Origin of the sequence: Brevundimonas sp. (genome assembly GCF_035999125.1) — a bacterium.
Taxonomy (GTDB): Bacteria; Pseudomonadota; Alphaproteobacteria; order Caulobacterales; family Caulobacteraceae; genus Brevundimonas.
The window spans coordinates 90,326-108,253 of the sequence record NZ_DASYGX010000002.1 but is presented as its reverse complement, the minus strand read 5'-3'; the positions used below and the strand labels follow the sequence as shown (position 1 = coordinate 108,253).

The window sequence follows — 17,928 nt, the reverse complement described above, 5'->3', positions numbered from 1 at the left end:
CCTAGACATCCTGATTGTCCCCCTGAGCGGAAGCGTTCACCACCGACGGCCGCCCGCCCGCCGGTCGCGTTTCTGAAAATTCGGACCGCGTCGACCCTCGCGTCACGAGTTCGGGGCGGACGATCTGACGTCCGGCGTCGGCCAGGCCGTCGATGAGGCCGAGCAGGCGCTCCAGAGCCGTTCGCCCGGTCCCGGCGATGTCGATGCGCAGCGTGGTGAGGCCCGGCCTGACCAGAGAGGCCAGCGGCACGTCGTCGAAGCCGACGACCGCGACGTCCTGGGGACAGCGGACGCCCGCGTCCTGAAGCGCCAGAAGGACGCCCAGCGCCATCATGTCGTTGCCGGCGAAGACCGCGTCCACGCCCTGCCCCGGCGTCGCGAGCTCAAGCCCCGCTCGACGTCCCGAGGCCATGTCGAAATCGCCCTCGATCACACGGGCGTCCAGACCCGCCTGGGCCATGGCCTCCAGATAGCCGGACAGTCGCGCCTCGGCTTCAAGGTTGTCGGACGGTCCGGACACGTGGGCGATGCGGCGGCGCCCCAGGTGGACGAGGTGGCGCACCGCGGCCATGGCGCCGCCGTGATTGTCGACGACGATGGACGGTCGATCCGGCTCAGCCGCGTCGTCGTTCAGCCGCATGACCGGCAGACCTCCGGTCAGGCCGGCCGCGGCCTGGCCCACGGTGGCGTGGGGCGACATCAGGATCAGGCCGTCCACCCGGCCCCGCATTGAGCGTACGGCCGCCGCCGCCTGCTCGGCGTCGTCGTGCGAGCTGGAGACGATCAGGTGATAGCCCCGCTCCCGCGCCGCCAGATCCATGCCGCGGATCAGCTCGGAAAAGAACTCTCCATAGAGGTCGGGCAGGATGACTCCGACGGTCTGGGTGCGGTTGGTCGACAGACTGCGCGCGCCCGAATGCGGGACGTATTGCAGAGCCTCCACGGCCTCCATGACCTTCTTCCGCGTGCCCTCGGTCACCGGGCCGGCGCCGTTCAGCACGCGCGACACGGACGCCACCGAGACCTCGGCGCGGCGTGCGACGTCGCGGATGTTGGCCGGCTTCACGCCGACGCTCCGCGATCCCCGGGACGGGACGGATTTGACCTCAAGGCATCCTCCTGGACGGTCCGCATCGATCCCGGCCCCTTTGCGAGGTCCGTCCGAACGCGATCCTGTAATCGGTTACATGACATGGACGCATCCGGCCATGCAAGGGCCTCTTTTCGGTCACATCCGCGCATGTGCCGCGCCGGACACAGCCAGGGATCAGGGGCGGGTTCGTGCGCGAAAGCGTTCGATCACGTCCAGGCGCCCGGGGTGTGGAACGGGTCGGGGGGCAGGCCCGCCGTTCGTGAACTCAAGCAAAAGATCCGGGCGGGCGCGGAAATCCGGCCAGGAAGGACGCGCGGCGCTGTTGGGGTCGCCTGTGCGCGCGAAGTCGGTCCAGTAACCGGCCATGTTCCGCGACGCCGTTCGATCCCGGTCTCCCATGACGCGTCCGACGGTGTGAAGGGTCTCGAACACATAGGGGCGCTCGGAGGCATGGGTGGCCCCGCCGCTGGGCTCGGGATTGGAGTCAGGCACGACGTCGAAGCGATAAAGCCATGTCGGATGACCCGCCCGCGCATGAAGGCGGGCCAGATGACGCACCGGCTCATTGAAGATCAGATCGCTCACGACGTGCCGGTCATAGTCCAGCGGCCCACCATAGGCGGCCAGGAGGGCGTCGTGCTCTCCCTCGGTCATCGCGTCGTCGTCGCGACCGTAGGCGCCCGCGTCGGCGGGACGTATCCACCAGAACTCGGCGCTGTTGGTCCCCAGCAACAGGGGCACGGGCGCCTGTCGGCCCGCCTCGAAGGCCTCGACCACGTCTTCGACGAGCACCCGGCCGTCGACGATCAGGTTGTCCGAATAGAAGGCCGGCATCGGCGTCAGCAGCGCCTCCGCCTGCACGGCGCGCAGCGCGACGGCGTCGACGTCGGAGGGCAGGCCGGCCCCGCGCGACCACGCCCGCCCCAGAGACTGGGCCGAGGGACGGCCAGGACGGTCGAGCGCCAATTCGGCGGACCTCTGGCGACCCAGTCCGGACTGCACGATCGCGCGATGAAACAGGCCCCGCGCCTGCGGCGCGATCATCAGCTGTGTCACCGCCACGCCGCCCGCGGATTCGCCGAACACGGTGACGTTCGCCGGATCTCCGCCGAAGGCCGCGACGTTGGCGCGAACCCACTCCAGCGCGGCGATCTGATCCATCACGCCATAGTTGGCCGCAGGTTGGTCCGCCGCCCGCTCGGCCGCGAGCGCGGGATGATCGAAGAAGCCGAGGCGGCCGAGACGATAGTTGATCGTGACCACCACGACGCCGCGCCGCGCCAGCGCCGAACCGTCGTAAAGCGCCGCGGTGCCGGACCCGTTATTGTAGCCGCCGCCATGAATCCAGACCATGACGGGCAGGTTCCGCGCGTCCGTCGGCGCCCAGACGTTCAACGTCAGGCAGTCCTCGCTCATGGGCAGGGGCCCCACGCCGGGGTCGCCGTTGGCCGGCGGCTGGATGCAGATCGCGCCGTAGGTCGTCGCGTTGCGAACCTCGGTCCAGGAGGCGGCCGGCTGGGGCGGACGCCAGCGGAGGTCGCCCACCGGCGGCGCGGCATAAGGCAGGCCCTTGAACGCCGACACCCCCTCGTCCGTCACGCCGCGCGCGGGCCCGTGGGACGTGGAGACGATGGGCCGATCGGGATCCTGGGCGGGGCTGAAGGTCATGAGAACGGCGGCCAGGGCGGCGAGGACGGACATGTCGCCAGACTGGATGGGGCGGCTCGACGCGGCAACGAACAAAAAGTTTCGTACGACGGAACCGTATGGTGAGTGCTGCGTTCAGCCACCCGCATGCGGGGGACGGAGTGAAGCATCTCGAGCTCAGCGGGGAGCTGGCGCGCGACATCGCACTGGCGTTCGACGCGTCTCCCAATCCCTACATGTTACTGACCCCCGACCTTCGGTACGCGGGGATGAATCAGGCCTATCTGGACGCCGTAGGCCGCACTCGCGACGACCTTGTGGATCGACCGATCTTCGACGTTTTCGACGCGGCGGGAGAGAGCGCCAGCGTGACCCAGCTTCGACGGTCGCTGGAACGCGTGGTGGCGACGGGCGAGCGCGACCATTTGGCGCTGATCCACTATCCCATTGAGATCGTCGACGCCGAAGGCCGCACACTGACCGAAGACCGTTGGTGGAGCGCCACGCACACGCCTGTGCGCAACGCGACCGGAGAGGTCGTCTACATCCTCCAGCACACCCAGGACGTGACCGAGCTGGAGCGGCTGCGTCGCCGGGTCGAGGGCGATGAGGACAGATCAGCCGTGGACTCCATGATGGGCGGCAACGTGCTGGCCCGCGCGCAGCACGTGCAGGAGGACAATCGCCGCCTTCAGAGCGAGCGGAATCGGCTGCTGGACATTTTCCTGCAGACGCCGGGGTTCATCGCCGTGCTGACGGGACCGGACCACGTGTTCCAGATGCACAATCGCGCCTATGCCGATCTGGTGGGGCGCGACGATCTGGACGGCAGGCCGCTGCGCGACGCTCTGCCGGAAGTGCTGGACCAAGGCTTCCTGAACCTGCTGGACGAGGTGCGCCGCACCGGAGAAGCGTTCCAGGGGCGCGGCGTGCCGGTGCAGCTGGCGCGGTCTCGGGGCGGCGGGCTTGAGACGGTCTACGTCGATTTCGTCTACCAACCGCTGAGGGACGGGGACGGTTCGGTGGCGGGGGTGTTCGTGCAGGGGCACGACGTGACCGACGCCGTGCTCGCCGACCGACGCCAGCGGCTGATGATCGACGAGCTGAATCACCGTGTGAAGAACACTCTCGCCACGGTGCAGTCCATCGCCATGCAAACCGCGCGCACGAACGTCGAGCCGGAGCGTTTCGCCGAGAGCTTTCAGGCGCGCCTGCTGGCCCTGTCGCACACCCACGACCTGCTGACCCGCAGCCATTGGGAAGGCGCCCAACTGCACGACGTGCTGGAGCACGAAACCGAGGCGCACGGGCGTCAGCGGGTGATGCTGAACGGACCGGCGGTGCCGTTGCAGCCTTCGGCGGCGTTGTCCCTCGGCATGATTTTTCACGAGTTGGCGACCAACGCCGCAAAGTACGGCGCCCTTCACGCGCCGCAGGGTCGCGTCCTGGTGGACTGGACGCACTCGCCGGACGGCTGGCTGGCCATCGTCTGGCGCGAGACGGGGGGACCGCCTGTCATCGCGCCGGAGCGGCGCGGATTCGGCAGCCGACTGATCGAACGTTCGGTGCGCCACGATCTGGGCGGGGAGATCGAGATGAACTACGGGACTGAAGGACTGGTCGCGTCGATGACCTTTCCCGCGGAGATGGGGCGAAGCTGATGACGGCGCTGAACGACCGGCGAGTGCTCGTGGTCGAGGACGAGTCCCTGGTGGCGATGCTGCTGGAGACCATGTTGGAAGACATGGGCTGCGCCACTGTGGGGCCAGCCTCGACCGTCGATGAAGGGCTGAGGCTGGCCACGCAGGAACGGCTGGACGCCGCATTGCTGGACGTCAATGTCGCGGGAACGCCGGTGTTCGCGGTGGCCGAGGCGCTGGAGGCGCGGGGGATACCGCTGGTGTTCTCCACCGGGTACGGCGAGGGCGGCCTGCCCGAGAACTGGCGCGGGCGGCCGACCGTGCAGAAGCCGTTCACCGAGGCGGTGATCCGCGACGCCCTCATGAAGGCGATGGGCGTGGCGACCGCCTGACCGGCGTCAGGCGTTCGGCAGATCCTCGCCCAGGATCGCCATTTCAAACATGAAGGAGCCGTCGCCGTCCTCGTCCTCGAAGACGATGCCGACGAATTCGTCGTCGACGTAGACCTCGACCGAATCCGCCTGCTTCCGGGCACGGACCTGTATGCCGCCGTGATTGAAGGTGCGCTTCAGATGCGTCTCGAGACGCTTGATGTCGGTGTCTTTCACGGTCGGGCCTTCCAGTCGAAGCGGTTGGCGGCGGACCCTAGAGAAGACGGCGTCCCGACGAAACCCCGTCAGATGACGAAGTCGTAGACGACGTCGGCCAGAGTGTGGTCCATCGTGCGCGCGGGCGCGGCCTCTGTCGGGCAGTTGACCAGCCGGGCGGGCACGCCGGCGACGGTGCAGCCGGCGGGCACGGGCTTCAGCACCACCGAGCCCGAGGCGACCTTGGCGTAGTCGCCGACGGCGATGGCGCCCAGCACCTTGGCCCCGGCGCCCAGCAGGACGCCCTTGCCGATCTTGGGATGGCGGTCGCCGCGCTGGGCGCCCGTGCCGCCGAGCGTCACGCCGTGCAGCATGGAGACGTCGTCGCCGACCACCGCCGTCTCGCCGATCACCACGCCGGTGCCGTGGTCGATGAAGATCCCCTGCCCCAGCCGCGCGGCGGGATGGACGTCGACCTGGAACAGTTCGGACATGCGGCTCTGGAAATGCAGGGCCAGGGTGGTGCGGTCGCGGGTCCACAGCCAGTTGGCCACGCGCCAGGCCTGAAGCGCCTGGAAGCCTTTGAAATACAGGAACGGCTGCAGCAGCGAGCGGATGGCGGGATCGCGTTCCTCCACCGCCCGCAGGTCGGCCTCGGCCGCCGCGATCATGTCGGGGCGTTCGGCATAGGCGGCCAGGCAGGTCTCGCGCACCGTCATGGCGTTCAGCTCGTCGTCGCCAAGCTTGCGCGCGATCTGGAAGCTGAGGGCGCCGGCCAGGTCGTCGTGCGACAGGACGACGGCGTTCATCTGGGAGGCCAGTCCCGGTTCGCGCGCCGCCGCTTCGGCCGCCGCATCGCGCAGGCGGGACCACAGGGACGGAGCGGTCGGGACGACTTCGAGCTTGGCCAATGCGGCCTCCGGAACGATCAACGCGGGCGTCCCAGCATGACGTGAGACAGCCAGCCGGGCAATTGCGAGGTGACGGCCATATGGTGCGCCCGCAGCGCCGTCGCCACGGTGAAGGCGTCACGCACCTGTCCGGCGCCGATCGCGTCGAGCAGGTCGAGGAAGGGCACGCGGGCGACGCGAAAGGCCTCGGTCGGGTCAGGCGCTGTCGGCACGGGGGCCAGATCCCAGGCCAGGAAGGCGACGGCCCGTTCGTCCGTGACGCTGTTGGACAGGTCCATGCGCAGGACCTCGCGCCATGACCGGGCGGCCAGGCCGGCCTCCTCGGCCAGTTCGCGGGCAGCGGCGATCTGCGGCTCTTCGTCGGGGCGAGCCCCGCCCTCGGGCATCTCCCACGACCACGCCATCAGGGCGAAGCGGTGCTGGCCGACCAGGGTGACCGTACCGTCGCCGTGCAGGGGCAGGACGCCGACGGCCAGGGCGGCGGGGCGCATGACGACGTAGTCGGCCGGGGCGCCGGTGGGGGCCGTCGCCTGATGCTGCGTCAGGCGCATCCAGGGGTTTTCGAACACCGTGCGGGCGCCGTGGTCCATCCAGGGCGGGGGGCGGTCGGCGCCGTCGTCCCACGGCGGGTCCTGGCGGGGGTCGTCGCGGCCGGTCATCGGGACGGTATGGCGGATCGGGCGAGCGGCGACTAGGTGAGGCGCATGAGCGAATTCGGAACCGCCCTGCCCCACCCCGTCCGCGACGACGCCCTGATCGCCCGGCTGAAAACGCGGCGGTCGGCGCCGGCGCAGGAGCTGGCCGCACCGGGCCCGTCGGCGGCGGAGCTTGAGACCATCCTGGAGATCGGCCTGCGCACCCCGGACCACGGCAAGCTGTTCCCGTGGCGGCTGGTGGTGATCGGGTCGGAGACGCGGGCGCGCTGGGTCGGCGAGCTGGAAGCGCTGGCGGCCACGGACAAGGAGCGGGCGGTGCTGAGGAAGCTGGCGACGCCGCCGGCGACGGTGATGGTGATCTCGGCGCCGGTCGAGAGCGCCAAGGTCCCGCGCTGGGAGCAGGAGCTGTCGGCGGGGGCGCTGTGCATGAACCTGGAACACGCGGCCAATGCCCATGGCTATGCCGTCAGCTGGATCACGGACTGGTACGCCTATGACGCGCGGGCACGCGAGCTTCTGGGGCTGGCCGAGGGCGAGGTCGTGGCCGGCTTCGTGCATGTGGGAACGGCGGCGGAGGCCCTGTTGGAACGGCCGCGGCCCGTCATGGCGGACAAGGTGCGGCGACTGCCCTAGGCCTCCCGCTCGGGCGGGCGGACGATGGCGACCAGCGCCACGCTGACCAGCATCAGCAGATACCAGCTGCCGAACTTCTGCAGCGACACCATGCGCCAGAGCACGTCTTGATCGGGATAGGTCCAGGCGCGGGCGAAGGTGGCCAGGTTCTCCGCGATCCAGATGAACAGGGCGACGAGGCCGTAGCCCAGCAGCAGCGGCATCCGGCGGCGCGCGCGGTCGGCGACGAAGCTGAAGCTGCCCGGCGCGAACATCAGGGCGCTGGCGGCGAACAGGGCGATCCGCACGTCCGGCAGCCAGTGGTGGGCGAAGAAGTTGACGTAGATCGCCGCCGCCAGCAGCCACAGGCTCCACAAGGGCGGAAAACGGCGCACGCGGATGTGGAAGATGCGCTGGACCCGCGCGATGTAGCTGCCCACCGCGGCGTACATGAAGCCGGAGAACAGCGGCACGTCGCCGATGCGCAAGCTGCTGGGCTCGGGATAGATCCAGCTGCCGTGGGCGGTCTTGAACAGCTCCATCACAGTGCCGGCGAGATGGAACAGGAAGATCACCCGCGCCTCGGCCCAGGTCTCCAGCCGGAAGGCCAGCATGCCGGCCTGGATGGCGAGCGCGCCGATGACGAGGAAATCGTAGCGGGCGACGGGGGCGTCGTCTGGCCACAGGAGATGCGTCGCCAGGATGAGCGCCAGCAGAAGGCCGCCGAACAGGCAGGCCCAGGCCTGCTTAAGGCCGAACCATAGGAATTCGAACGCGGCGGTGCGCCAGCGGCTCTGGTCCGCCCAGGTCTGGGCCGAGGTCAGCCAGCGGCGGCCGAGGGTTTCGAGCGGGGGACGGAGCGCGTCGGTCATGCGTCGAGCTCAGCAGACCGGGCGGGTCAACGCATGAGCGCCCTATGAGCAAACGGCGAAAAGCGCCTCAGCCCCGCCCGCGGTAGGTCGGGACGCCCGGGTCGGGGAGCCAGAGGCCCTTGGGCGGTTCGCCGGACTGCCAAAAGACGTCGATGGGGATGCCGCCGCGCGGATACCAGTAGCCGCCGATGCGCAGCCAGCGGGGCTGGAGCAGGGCGTGCAGCCGCAGGCCGATGGAGACGGTGCAGTCCTCGTGGAAGGCGCCGTGGTTGCGGAAGCTGCTCAGGTAGAGCTTCAGCGACTTGGATTCGACCAGCCAGTCCTGGGGAGCATAGTCGATCACCAGGTGGGCGAAGTCCGGCTGGCCGGTGACGGGGCACAGGCTGGTGAACTCCGGCGCCGTGAAGCGGGCCAGGTACAGGGCGTCTGGATGCGGGTTCGGCACGCGCTCCAGCGCCGCCGTTTCGGGGCTGGCGGGAATGGGCGCGTGGGCGCCGAGCTGGGACAGGCCGGAGGTGTCGGTGGTCATGGGTTGCGGCGGGGCTTTCGACGGGCGATCAAGATGCGGTGGGTTTGGGGGAGTTAGTCGCTTGGGCATGAAATCTCAAAGTCTGGTGCTGACGGCGGCGCTGGCCTTCATGCCGGCAGCTGCATGGGCGCAGTCAGAGGACGCCCGGCCGCCGGTGATCGTCGCGACGCCGTCATCCCAACCGCTCCCGGCGCGGCCGTCGATGATCACGAACCCCGCCTGGGCGCGGCAACCGCAGCTGGCCTATCCCCAGGCGGCGCTGGACGCCGGCCTGGAAGGCGCTGTGACGCTGAGCTGCACGGTCTCGCGGGATGGCCGGCTGACGGATTGCGAGGTCCGCGAGGACGTCACGCCCGGATATGGGTTCGCCGAGGCCGCCTTGGCCGGAGCGGAAACCGCTCGAGTTTCGCCGCGCACGGTCGATGGCCTGGCCCAAGACGGCAAAGCGACGTGGACGGCGCGCTTTCGCCTGCCCGACCCCGCCGAAGCGCCGTCGCCTCCGCCGGCGGACGGCGGGCTTTATGCCGCCGACGGCCGTCTCATGGGCGACTCCCCACGCTGGACTCGGCGTCCCACGCCCACTGCTGGAGACCTGCCGCCGGCCCTGTTGCGGACGCGTGGTCCGGTGCACGCTGGCGCAGTCGTCGCCTGCCGTGTGCGGGAAGACGGGCGTCTGGAGGACTGCCGCGCCGAAGACGAGACGCCCCGAGGCGCCGGCGTCGGGGCGGCCGCGGTCCGCATCGCAAGGCGAGGTCGATTGGAGACGCCGGTCGCCGCCGATCCGTCCGGCGCTCGCCCGATCGTGCGGACGACCATAACTTTTCACGTCGGCATCTGACGCACATTTGCCTTCCCCAGGGGCGCCGTCATATCCGTAGCGAAACGCAACGGGGTGAACGTCCATGGCGATTCCTGAGAAGCTGAGGTCCGGGCTGACGCTGCCGGTGATCGCCGCGCCGATGTTTCTGGTCAGCGGGCCCGATCTGGTGGTGGAGTGCTGCAACGCGGGGGTGATCGGCACCTTTCCGTCGCTGAACCAGCGCACGACCGAGGGCTATCGGGAGTGGCTGCACGAGATCAAGGCGCGGCTGCAGCCCGGCGCCGCGGCGTTCGGCGTCAATCACATCGTGCACCCGACCAATCCGCGCCTGATGGCCGACATGATGGTGTCGGTCGAGGAGCAGGTGCCGCTGATCATCACCAGCCTGGGCGCCGTGCGCGACGTGGTCGATGCGGTGCACGGATACGGCGGGGCGGTGTTCCACGACGTCGCCAACGTCCGCCATGCGCGGAAGGCGGCCGAGGCGGGGGTCGACGGCCTGATCCTGGTCGCGGGCGGCGCGGGCGGGCACGCGGGCGTGGTGCACCCCTTCGCCCTGGTGGAGGAGGTGCGCAGCTTCTTCTCGGGCACGATCATCCTGTCGGGCTGCATCTCGACCGGGCGCGACGTGGCGGCGGCGCGGGCGCTGGGCGCGGACTTCGCCTATCTGGGCACGCGCTTCATCGCCACGACCGAGAGCGCGGCCCAGGCCGAGTACAAGCAGATGATCGTCGACAGCGGCTCCATGGACGTGACCTACACGCCCGCGGTCTCGGGCATTCCGGCGAACTTCCTTACCAAGTCGCTGGTGGCCAACGGCATCGACCCCAAGACCCTGCCGGAGCACAAGCTGGACATGGCGGACGAGGCCAAGGCGTGGAAGACGGTCTGGTCCGCCGGGCACGGCTCAGGCGCCGTCCACGACGTGATCCCGACCGCCGATCTGGTCGCGCGGCTGAAGTCGGAGTGGCGCGAGTCGCTGGACGGGCTGTCGAACGATCGATCCGCATACTGAGCATTGCGGAACCGGTTGGCCTGTGGTGCGTATGGCGACCATGATTCGTGCAAGCTTGACCTTGGCGGGCCTGACGGCCGCCCTCGCCTCTCCCGCCCTGGCGCAGGAGGAACCGCCGCCCGTCGCCGCCGGGAGCTGGGTCTTCGGCGTGGGGGCAGCCACCGACAACAGGTCCAAGGACGTGTCGAAGTCCGACGGGAACCCCTACGTCTGGGGTCTGGCCGAATGGTCCAGCGCGGACGGCGCCTTCTATGCCGGGTCGGCGTTCGAGACGGTGCGGTCCAACGGATCGGAGCTGGAGGCGTCGGTCTTCGCCGGCTGGCGGCCGCAGGTGATGGGCTTCGACCTGGACCTGAACGTCGAGCACAAATGGCTGATCGACGCGAACCCGGGCGCCGACGACGACGCGTTCGAACTCACCGCCGACGTGATGCGGTCGATCGGCCCGGTCGAGGGCCGGTTGAGGCTGCAGCACACGCCCGACGGCGTCGGAGCGCGCGAGGCGTGGACCTGGTACGAGGCGCAGGTCAGCTGGGACCAGACGCCGACCTGGAGCTGGTCGGCCGCCGTGGGCCAGCGCGAGCAGGAGGTCGGGATCGACTACGTCGGCTGGAACGTGGGCGCCACCTGGCGGCTGAGCGACCGGTTCGAGCTGGACGGGCGCTGGCACGACACCGACGTGGACGGCTCCATGGCCGTGGGCGACGACGAAACCTATGAGGGCCGGTTCGTGATCGGCCTGTCGGCCTTTTTCTGATCGCGCGAACGAGGGGCGCCGAACCGCGTTCCGTCGCGCGGCCAGACGCCGCACTCGGCATCTCCTGCACCCCCTGACCCGTCTCTCCGCCAGGCCGCATGGACGGCCGGCTCAGGAGACGACCCGATGACCCTTCGCACCCCTCACCTCGCCCTGGCCGCCGGCGTCGCCGCCGCGGCCCTGACCGCCGCGGCCTGCGCGCCCATGGAAGGCATGGACGCCGGAATGGACGCCGAGGCCACCGTCATGGTCGGCGGCGCGGCCATGTACCCCAGCCGCACCATCGTCGAGAACGCCGTCAATTCGCGCGATCACACGACCCTGGTCGCCGCGGTGACCGCCGCCGGCCTGGTCGAGACCCTGTCGGGTCCCGGCCCCTTCACCGTCTTCGCGCCGACGAACGCCGCCTTCGCCAAACTGCCGGCGGGCACGGTCGAAAGTCTGGTGCGTCCGGAGAACAAGGCCACGCTGACCAAGATCCTGACCTATCACGTCGTGCCGGGCCGGGTGTCCGCGGCCGATCTGATCGGCCAGATCCGTGCCGGCGGCGGCCAGGCCCGCCTGACGACCGTGGAGGGCGGCGTCCTGACGGCCCGACTGCAGGGCGACGCCGTCGTTCTGACCGACGAAAAAGGCAGCGTGGCGCGAGTGACGCAGGCGGACGTGTTCCAGTCCAACGGCGTGATCCACGTGACCGACACGGTCTCGATGCCGAACTGACGCCGGCGGGGTGGGCGGTCGCAGGGCCGCCCGCCCTTGTTCTTTGGGGAAGCATCCCCATTTGAATGTCGTCGAACACTCGTTGCGAAACGCCGCTGCCCCTTTGCACCGCGCACCGAGGTTAAGCCGATCCCATCAGGACCCGACGGGCCGCCACGGAATACTCCCGGTGGCCAATGCCTTATCGGAGGTCACGACATGGCGACCGGCACAGTCAAATGGTACAATTCCACAAAGGGTTACGGCTTCATCCAGCCTGACGACGGCGGCAAGGACGTGTTCGTTCACGCCTCGGCGGTCGAGGTCTCGGACTTCGACGGCCTGAACGAGAACCAGAAGGTCTCCTACGAGGTCGAACGCGACGCCCGGTCGGGCAAGGAATCGGCCGGTCGCCTGAAGGCGGCGGAGTAGGCCCACATGCCCGTCGATCCCGGCCGTCCGGCCCCGGCGACGTCGCCCGAACCCATCGCCTTCGAAGGTGAGGTGGTCGGTCTTCTGCCGCTGGGTCTGCGCCGGGTGCGGCTGACGAACGGGCACATGGTCACGGTCCTGCCGCCGCGCGGCAAGGACCAGCCGCTGTACCTGGTCGGCGACGCCGTGAACATCGAGATCGCCTTCAATCAGCTGAGGGGCTGGCGTCTGAAAGGACGCCGGCCCTGAGGCCGTCACCGCAAAGGAGCTGCCCATGACCCCGCTGAGCGAACGCGTCCCTCACATGAACGACGACGATCTGAAGACCCTGCGGGCCAACGCCGAACGGCTGGTCGCGCACGGCTCCAACACCCAGATGACGGCGGCCGCCGAACTGCTGCCCGTGATCGACGAGGAGCGCGCCCGCCGTGCCGCTCTGCCCCCGACGCCGGTCGTGCGCAAGGCGTCGATGCGCAAGAAGAAGGAACTGCCGGCGACCGGTCACCAGACCGCCCTGCCGGGCTGACGGCGAAACCCCCGGGGGCCGATTTCTGCCGGGTCACGATCGCACTCGCGACATCAGGTACTATACAATCGGCGTCCGAAGCAGGAGCCGACATGCTGACGAACATTGCCGCCTTTCTGGCCACGGCGCTGCTTTTCGATCCGCTGGCGCCCGCTTGGGACGGCCTCGTTCAGTGCTACGCCCCGGACGAGCAGCAAAGGACTTGCCGAGCCATGGCCGGCTACAGTCGGATGCCGGACGGAATGATCGTCAACGACGCCGAGGTCGTGCTGTCGTTCGGGGAGCCGGTCATCATCGCGCGCTTCAAGGACCCCGTTTTCATGCGGGACGAAGCCGTGTGCGGACACGTAAAGGACGACCTCGACGCCATCGTGAGCGTCGAGGTGGATGGTCAGATCTTCGACGATTCCAACGACGAACGCGGCGTCCGTCGTGCGGTCGCTGAGGTCGTCCGGGATCAGATCGGCGGCGAAGAACTCTGCACGGTCTATGAGCCTCTCGGAAACGGCGCCTTCAGGCCGCGCTACTACCGTGACGGCAAGATCTTCGAGAGCGAGGACGAACGGGTGATCTGGGTCCGCCGCGAAGAGGGGTGGCGGGTCGCGCCCTGACGCTTCAGCCCAGCGCCTGATCCAGGTCGGCGATCAGGTCCTCGACGTCCTCCACGCCGACCGACAGGCGGATCAGGTTCTCGGTCACTCCGCCGGCCTCGCGCAGCTCCTTGGGCACGCTGGCGTGAGTCATGATGGCGGGGTGGTTGACCAGGCTTTCGACGCCGCCCAGGGATTCCGCCAGGGTGAACACCTGAACCCGCTCCAGCACCTGACGCGTGCGGGCCAGGTCGCCGTCGATTATGGCCGTGACCATGCCGCCGAACCGGCCGTTCATCTGGCGCGCGGCCAGATCGTGCTGCGGGTGGGAGATCAGGCCGGGATAGACGACGCGGGCGATCCCCTTACGGTCCTCAAGCCAGCGGGCGACGGCCAGCGCGTTCTCATTGTGCGCCTTCATGCGGACGCCCAGGGTCTTGAGCCCCCGGTTGACCAGGAAGGCGTCGAACGGGCCCATGACGCCGCCGACTGAGTTCTGCAGGAACTTCAGCTGGGCGGCGAGGTCGGCGTTCGCGGTGACCAAGGCGCCGCCGATGACGTCGGAATGGCCGTTCAGGTATTTCGTCGCCGAATGCATGACCACGTCGGCGCCCAGCGACAGCGGCTGCTGGCTCCACGGCGTGGCGAAGGTGTTGTCGACGACCAGGATCAGCCCGTGGGCCTTTGCGATCCGCGACAGGCCCTGGATGTCCGCCAGCTTCATCAGTGGGTTGGTCGGCGTCTCGGCCCAGATCATTCGAGTCTTTGGCGTGATCGACGCCTCGACATTGGTCAGGTTGGCCATGTCCACATAGGTGAAGTCCAGCCCCGCCGAGCGCCGCCGCACGCGCTCGAACAGACGCCACGAGCCGCCGTACAGGTCGTCGCCGGTGACGATGTGCGAGCCCGCGTCCAGCAGCTCCAACGCCGTCGACGTCGCCGCCATGCCCGAGGCGAAGCCGAAGGCTTGGGTTCCCCCCTCAAGGTCCGCCAGACAGGCCTCGAACGCTTCACGCGTCGGGTTCTTGCCGCGCGCGTACTCATACCCCTTGTTCACGCCCGGGCTTTCCTGGGCATAGGTCGAGGTGGCGTAGATCGGCGTCATGACCGCGCCGGTGGTCGGATCCGGGCGCTGGCCGGCGTGGATGGCGCGGGTCGAGAAGCCCTGGCGGTTGCGGATGGTCATCAGGTCTCCCGGCCGATGTTCGAGCCGTAGAACTGGGCCGAGACCTGGAAGATTTCCACCCATTCCTCAGGCCGGAACAGATGACCCGCGCCCCGGATCGTGTGCTCACGCACGGAGATGTCGCGCTCGCGCAGAAAATCGACCCAGGCGTCGGTGTTGCGGGGCAGGACGTGGGTGTCGTTCTCGGCGCGGATCATCAGCACGGGGATGCGCCGCCTCGGCGAACGCGGCGTGTAGACGTCGACGCCGCCCGCCAGCCCGATCGCCGCCGCCGCCCGGCTGGCGCCCAGCGCTCCGTCGACGGCGACGTAGGAGCCCAGCGAATAGCCGAACATGGCCGTGCGCCGCCGATCGATCCCCCGGTCGATGAGCCAGTCGATCGCGTGTTCGCCGACGTCCCGCCACGCCTCCATCATGCGCTCCGGCCGGATGCCGTCGTCGGGATAGGCGTCGGTGTAGAGCGGCGTCAGAACCTCATAACCGTCGCCGGCGAACCGCATGGCCAGATCGTGCCATGGCCCGTCGTTGCGTATCCGGCCGCCGGAGCCGTGCATCATGACGATCGCCGACCTCCGCTCGACGCCGACGGGGCGATAGTGGATGGCGCGGATGTCCTTGCCGTGGCTGCGGAAGGTCATGCCTTCGTAGAACGGCGGCGGTTCCTGCTCCACACGCGTGAAGCCGAGCAGGGCCAGGCCGCAAAACCCGGCGACCACGCCCCGACGATCCGAAACTGGCGGCTCAGACATGGCGACGCACGAACCTTTCCGCCCGGCCGAAAACGTCACGCCATTCCGCCGGGTCGAAGACGTGATTGTCGGAATCCAGCACCTCCAGATCGACGCCCACCCCCGCCTCGCGAAGACGCCGCCTCCAGGCCCGCGTGGCGTCGGGCGGCACGACCGGATCGGCGTCGGCATGGATCAGCAGAATCGGCGGCCGGTGCACGATGGCCTCAATGGGCAGGTCACCGCCCGAGGCGATGCCGACCGCGCAGGCGAAGCCGGGCCGGGTGACCGCGGTCTCGGTGGCCAGCCATCCCCCGCGCGAGAAGCCCATGAGCGCTGTCCGTTCGGACTGGACGCCCTGCGCCGCGGTCAGCCAGTCGGCGCAATCGACCACCGTCTGGACCCAGATCGCACGGTTGTCCGGCGCCGCGGTCGGCGTGACGCCGAGGTAGTTCGGCATGACGACGACGTACCCGCGATCGCGCATGCGGACCGCATCACGCCAGAACCGCCGCAGATCATTGTCCGTCCCCCCGCCTCCGTTCAGCAGGACGATGCCCGCCCCGCTCATCGGAGCGTCCGGCCGCAGAGGAGAGAAGACGACGGCAGCGGCCTCGACGCCGCCGGTCCGGAACGCCTGGACTGTGAGACCCGGCACGCCCTCCTGCGCCCATGCGGCCGAACCGGCGCCGCCGAGAGCCAGCAGGCCCGCCGCCACCGCCCGACGTGTCGGCGTCAGGTCCATCCGATCACCTGTTCAGGCTGAGGTGGTTGATCAGGTCGGTTCGCGTGATCAGGCCCACGAAGCGCTGGCCGTCCAGCACGATGGCCACGCGGTCCCGATCGAACAGGGGGATCAGGGCGTCCAGGGGCTCGGTGACCTGGACGGTGTCCAGATCACGGGTCATGGCCGAGGACACCGGCTTGGCGAAGCGCTCCTGACGGGTGATCTCGTCGGTGTCGAGCACATGCACGATGTCGCTTTCGTCCAGGATGCCGATCAGCCGCCCGTCCTGAAGCACCGGCAACTGCGACACGTCGGCGCCGCGCATGCGCTTGAACGCGGTGTCCAGGGTGTCGTCCGGGCCGACGGTGACCACCGCGCCTTCCTCGGGTCTGCGCGTGATCAGGTCGGACAGGTCGCCGTGGATCGGCCGCTCCGTCAGACCCTGGTCGGCCAGCCAGGCGTCGTTATAGACCTTGGACAGATACTTGGCCCCCGTGTCGCAGACGAAGGTGACGCAGGTCTTCGGCTCGGTCTGCTCGCGGCACCAGCGCAGGGCGGCGGCGATCAGAGTTCCGGACGACGAGCCGGCCAGCACGCCTTCCTTCAGCAGCAGTTCCCGCACGGTGGCGATCGCCTCGGCGTCCGGGATCGAATAGGCCTTGTCGATCAGGGTGACGTCGGCGGTGTCGGGGACGAAGTTCTGGCCGATGCCCTCGACGGTGTAGCTGCCCTCCGGCCCCGGCACGCCGTCGTTGATGAGGCCGGCCAGGGTTGAGCCGACGGGGTCGGCCAGGATGATCTCTGCCTTGGAGCCCTTCGACTTCAGGAAGCGCCCGATGCCCGTGATGGTCCCGCCCGAGCCGATGCCGGCCACGAAGGCGTCGATCCTGCCGCCCGTCTGGGCCCAGATCTCCGGGCCGGTCGTCTCGAAGTGGGCGGCGGAGTTGGCGTCGTTGGCGAACTGGTTGACGTAGAAGCCGCCCGGAATCTGCTGGGCCAGCCGCTCGGCCATGTCGGTGTAGTATTCGGGGTGGCCGTGCGGCACGTCCGAGCGGGTCAGGCGCACGTCGGCGCCCATGGCCCGCAGGTGCTGGATCTTCTCCTTGGACATCTTGTCGGGGATGACCAGCAGGACCTTGTAGCCCTTGGCCTGCCCGACCAGAGCCAGCGCCAGGCCGGTGTTGCCCGCGGTCGCCTCCACGATCGTGCCGCCGGGCTTCAGAAAGCCCTCGCGCTCGGCCGCGGCGATCATGGAAAGGGCGATGCGGTCCTTGATGGAGCCGCCCGGGTTCTGGGATTCCAGCTTCAGGAACAGCCGACACGGCCGCGTGTCCAGCCGCGTCGCCTCGACCATGGGCGTATTGCCGATCAGGTCGAGGAGCGAACCCGAAGGCGCGCCGACGGTCGGGGCGGCGGTGGACATGAACGACTCCGGAAAACGCGACGGCGCGAAGCTGAGCGCCCGGCGGAGCCCGGTCAAGCCGAAGCGGTCAGAGCGCCGCCATGTATCGCTGAAGACAGGGGTCCAGTTCCCGGGACATGACCCCGTCTGGACGCCGAACGTGGAGGTCGACCCAGTCCCGGACGGCCTGCTGACTGACCTCCGCGCTCACCTCCTCACGCTGCGCGGCGAGAACGCGGTCGTCGTCGGCGGCCTTCAGCAGACGCCCGGCCGCGGCGGCCGTCTCCTGGGCGTCGGCGGACGGGTCGGCTTCGAGTGTGCCGGCGATGACGGCGTTCAAAAGCAAAAAGACGCCGACGCAGGTGACCGTCTGATCATGAGAGGCCGGTGGATCCTGAGACGCCAGGAGGGCGAGGCTCAGCACGAGGGCGGCGGCGGGCATGGGCTTCTCCTATGGTGAGCGCCGTATGCTGACCCGTTCGACGGTCCGTCGCAAATC

General features: G+C 69.1%; 23 protein-coding genes. 11 read left to right on the top strand and 12 right to left on the bottom strand.

All coding sequences use genetic code 11. The annotated features are described in order from the left end of the window. Position 1: 1 nt before the first annotated feature. Together VGN45_RS00830 and VGN45_RS00825 are read right to left on the bottom strand one after the other, a co-directional pair. Positions 2-1,066, bottom strand: a complete 1,065-nt coding sequence (locus tag VGN45_RS00830; RefSeq protein WP_327458299.1) for a LacI family DNA-binding transcriptional regulator — start codon at positions 1,064-1,066, stop codon at positions 2-4. 201 nt (positions 1,067-1,267) lie between these two features. After that, positions 1,268-2,794, bottom strand: a complete 1,527-nt coding sequence (locus VGN45_RS00825; RefSeq protein ID WP_327458298.1) for a carboxylesterase/lipase family protein — start codon at positions 2,792-2,794, stop codon at positions 1,268-1,270. Positions 2,795-2,901: 107 nt separating this feature from the next. On the opposite strand from VGN45_RS00825, the gene VGN45_RS00820 reads away from it, so the two are divergent. Together VGN45_RS00820 and VGN45_RS00815 are read left to right on the top strand one after the other, a co-directional pair. Then, entirely contained in the window at positions 2,902-4,401 is a 1,500-nt protein-coding gene (locus VGN45_RS00820; protein WP_327458297.1) for a sensor histidine kinase, read from the top strand. Then, a complete protein-coding gene (locus tag VGN45_RS00815) occupies positions 4,401-4,772 on the top strand; it encodes a response regulator (protein WP_327458296.1) in 372 nt (123 codons plus the stop codon). The genes VGN45_RS00820 and VGN45_RS00815 overlap by 1 nt, the downstream gene beginning before the upstream one ends. 6 nt (positions 4,773-4,778) lie before the next feature. On the opposite strand, the gene VGN45_RS00810 is transcribed toward VGN45_RS00815, so the two are convergent. From VGN45_RS00810 to VGN45_RS00800, 3 genes are all read right to left on the bottom strand, one after another. Beyond that, positions 4,779-4,988 carry a DUF3126 family protein gene (locus tag VGN45_RS00810; RefSeq protein WP_327458295.1) on the bottom strand — a complete coding sequence of 70 codons (210 nt, stop codon included), beginning with the start codon at positions 4,986-4,988 and terminating at the stop codon, positions 4,779-4,781. Between the two features lie 68 nt (positions 4,989-5,056). Next, on the bottom strand, positions 5,057-5,878 hold the full coding sequence (cysE, locus tag VGN45_RS00805; protein ID WP_327458294.1) for a serine O-acetyltransferase: 822 nt from the start codon (positions 5,876-5,878) through the stop codon (positions 5,057-5,059). A 17-nt stretch (positions 5,879-5,895) separates the two neighbouring features. Then, positions 5,896-6,537 carry an NUDIX hydrolase gene (locus VGN45_RS00800; protein WP_327458293.1) on the bottom strand — a complete coding sequence of 214 codons (642 nt, stop codon included), beginning with the start codon at positions 6,535-6,537 and terminating at the stop codon, positions 5,896-5,898. Positions 6,538-6,582: 45 nt separating this feature from the next. Between VGN45_RS00800 and VGN45_RS00795 the strand changes: the two genes are divergently transcribed. After that, entirely contained in the window at positions 6,583-7,167 is a 585-nt protein-coding gene (locus VGN45_RS00795; RefSeq protein WP_327458292.1) for a nitroreductase, read from the top strand. Here the strand turns inward: VGN45_RS00795 and VGN45_RS00790 are convergent. Beyond that, on the bottom strand, positions 7,164-8,018 hold the full coding sequence (locus tag VGN45_RS00790) for a DUF817 domain-containing protein (RefSeq protein ID WP_327458291.1): 855 nt from the start codon (positions 8,016-8,018) through the stop codon (positions 7,164-7,166). The two genes, VGN45_RS00795 and VGN45_RS00790, sit on opposite strands and share 4 nt — an antisense overlap. A 67-nt stretch (positions 8,019-8,085) precedes the next feature. Further along, positions 8,086-8,547: a preQ(1) synthase gene (gene queF, locus VGN45_RS00785; RefSeq protein WP_327458290.1), complete on the bottom strand. Its 462-nt coding sequence runs from the start codon at positions 8,545-8,547 to the stop codon at positions 8,086-8,088. Positions 8,548-8,614: 67 nt separating this feature from the next. On the opposite strand from queF, the gene VGN45_RS00780 reads away from it, so the two are divergent. The 8 genes from VGN45_RS00780 to VGN45_RS00745 all read left to right on the top strand — a co-directional run bounded on the left by VGN45_RS00780 (position 8,615) and on the right by VGN45_RS00745 (position 13,407). Continuing rightward, the gene (locus VGN45_RS00780; protein WP_327458289.1) at positions 8,615-9,385 is read left to right on the top strand and encodes an energy transducer TonB; all 771 of its coding nucleotides are present in this window, start codon (positions 8,615-8,617) and stop codon (positions 9,383-9,385) included. Between the two features lie 64 nt (positions 9,386-9,449). Continuing rightward, entirely contained in the window at positions 9,450-10,382 is a 933-nt protein-coding gene (locus tag VGN45_RS00775; protein ID WP_327458288.1) for a nitronate monooxygenase, read from the top strand. A 55-nt stretch (positions 10,383-10,437) separates the two neighbouring features. Further along, complete coding sequence (locus VGN45_RS00770) at positions 10,438-11,139, top strand: TorF family putative porin (RefSeq protein ID WP_327458287.1); 702 nt, start codon at positions 10,438-10,440, stop codon at positions 11,137-11,139. Between the two features lie 126 nt (positions 11,140-11,265). Further along, positions 11,266-11,859 carry a fasciclin domain-containing protein gene (locus VGN45_RS00765; RefSeq protein ID WP_327458286.1) on the top strand — a complete coding sequence of 198 codons (594 nt, stop codon included), beginning with the start codon at positions 11,266-11,268 and terminating at the stop codon, positions 11,857-11,859. A gap of 198 nt (positions 11,860-12,057) precedes the next feature. Beyond that, complete coding sequence (locus VGN45_RS00760; RefSeq protein ID WP_327458285.1) at positions 12,058-12,270, top strand: cold-shock protein; 213 nt, start codon at positions 12,058-12,060, stop codon at positions 12,268-12,270. Positions 12,271-12,276: 6 nt separating this feature from the next. Beyond that, entirely contained in the window at positions 12,277-12,519 is a 243-nt protein-coding gene (locus VGN45_RS00755) for a hypothetical protein (protein ID WP_327458284.1), read from the top strand. Between the two features lie 25 nt (positions 12,520-12,544). After that, complete coding sequence (locus tag VGN45_RS00750; RefSeq protein ID WP_327458283.1) at positions 12,545-12,796, top strand: hypothetical protein; 252 nt, start codon at positions 12,545-12,547, stop codon at positions 12,794-12,796. 242 nt (positions 12,797-13,038) lie between these two features. After that, entirely contained in the window at positions 13,039-13,407 is a 369-nt protein-coding gene (locus tag VGN45_RS00745) for a hypothetical protein (protein ID WP_327458282.1), read from the top strand. A gap of 4 nt (positions 13,408-13,411) precedes the next feature. On the opposite strand, the gene VGN45_RS00740 is transcribed toward VGN45_RS00745, so the two are convergent. From VGN45_RS00740 to VGN45_RS00720, 5 genes are all read right to left on the bottom strand, one after another. Continuing rightward, on the bottom strand, positions 13,412-14,572 hold the full coding sequence (locus VGN45_RS00740; RefSeq protein ID WP_414643372.1) for a cystathionine gamma-synthase: 1,161 nt from the start codon (positions 14,570-14,572) through the stop codon (positions 13,412-13,414). Next, the gene (locus tag VGN45_RS00735; RefSeq protein WP_327458281.1) at positions 14,572-15,288 is read right to left on the bottom strand and encodes an alpha/beta hydrolase family protein; all 717 of its coding nucleotides are present in this window, start codon (positions 15,286-15,288) and stop codon (positions 14,572-14,574) included. The genes VGN45_RS00740 and VGN45_RS00735 overlap by 1 nt, the downstream gene beginning before the upstream one ends. A gap of 25 nt (positions 15,289-15,313) precedes the next feature. Then, complete coding sequence (locus tag VGN45_RS00730) at positions 15,314-16,045, bottom strand: alpha/beta hydrolase family protein (protein WP_327458280.1); 732 nt, start codon at positions 16,043-16,045, stop codon at positions 15,314-15,316. Between the two features lie 4 nt (positions 16,046-16,049). Next, positions 16,050-17,450: a cystathionine beta-synthase gene (locus VGN45_RS00725; RefSeq protein WP_327458279.1), complete on the bottom strand. Its 1,401-nt coding sequence runs from the start codon at positions 17,448-17,450 to the stop codon at positions 16,050-16,052. 67 nt (positions 17,451-17,517) lie between these two features. Further along, complete coding sequence (locus tag VGN45_RS00720; protein ID WP_327458278.1) at positions 17,518-17,871, bottom strand: hypothetical protein; 354 nt, start codon at positions 17,869-17,871, stop codon at positions 17,518-17,520. Positions 17,872-17,928: the final 57 nt, after the last annotated feature.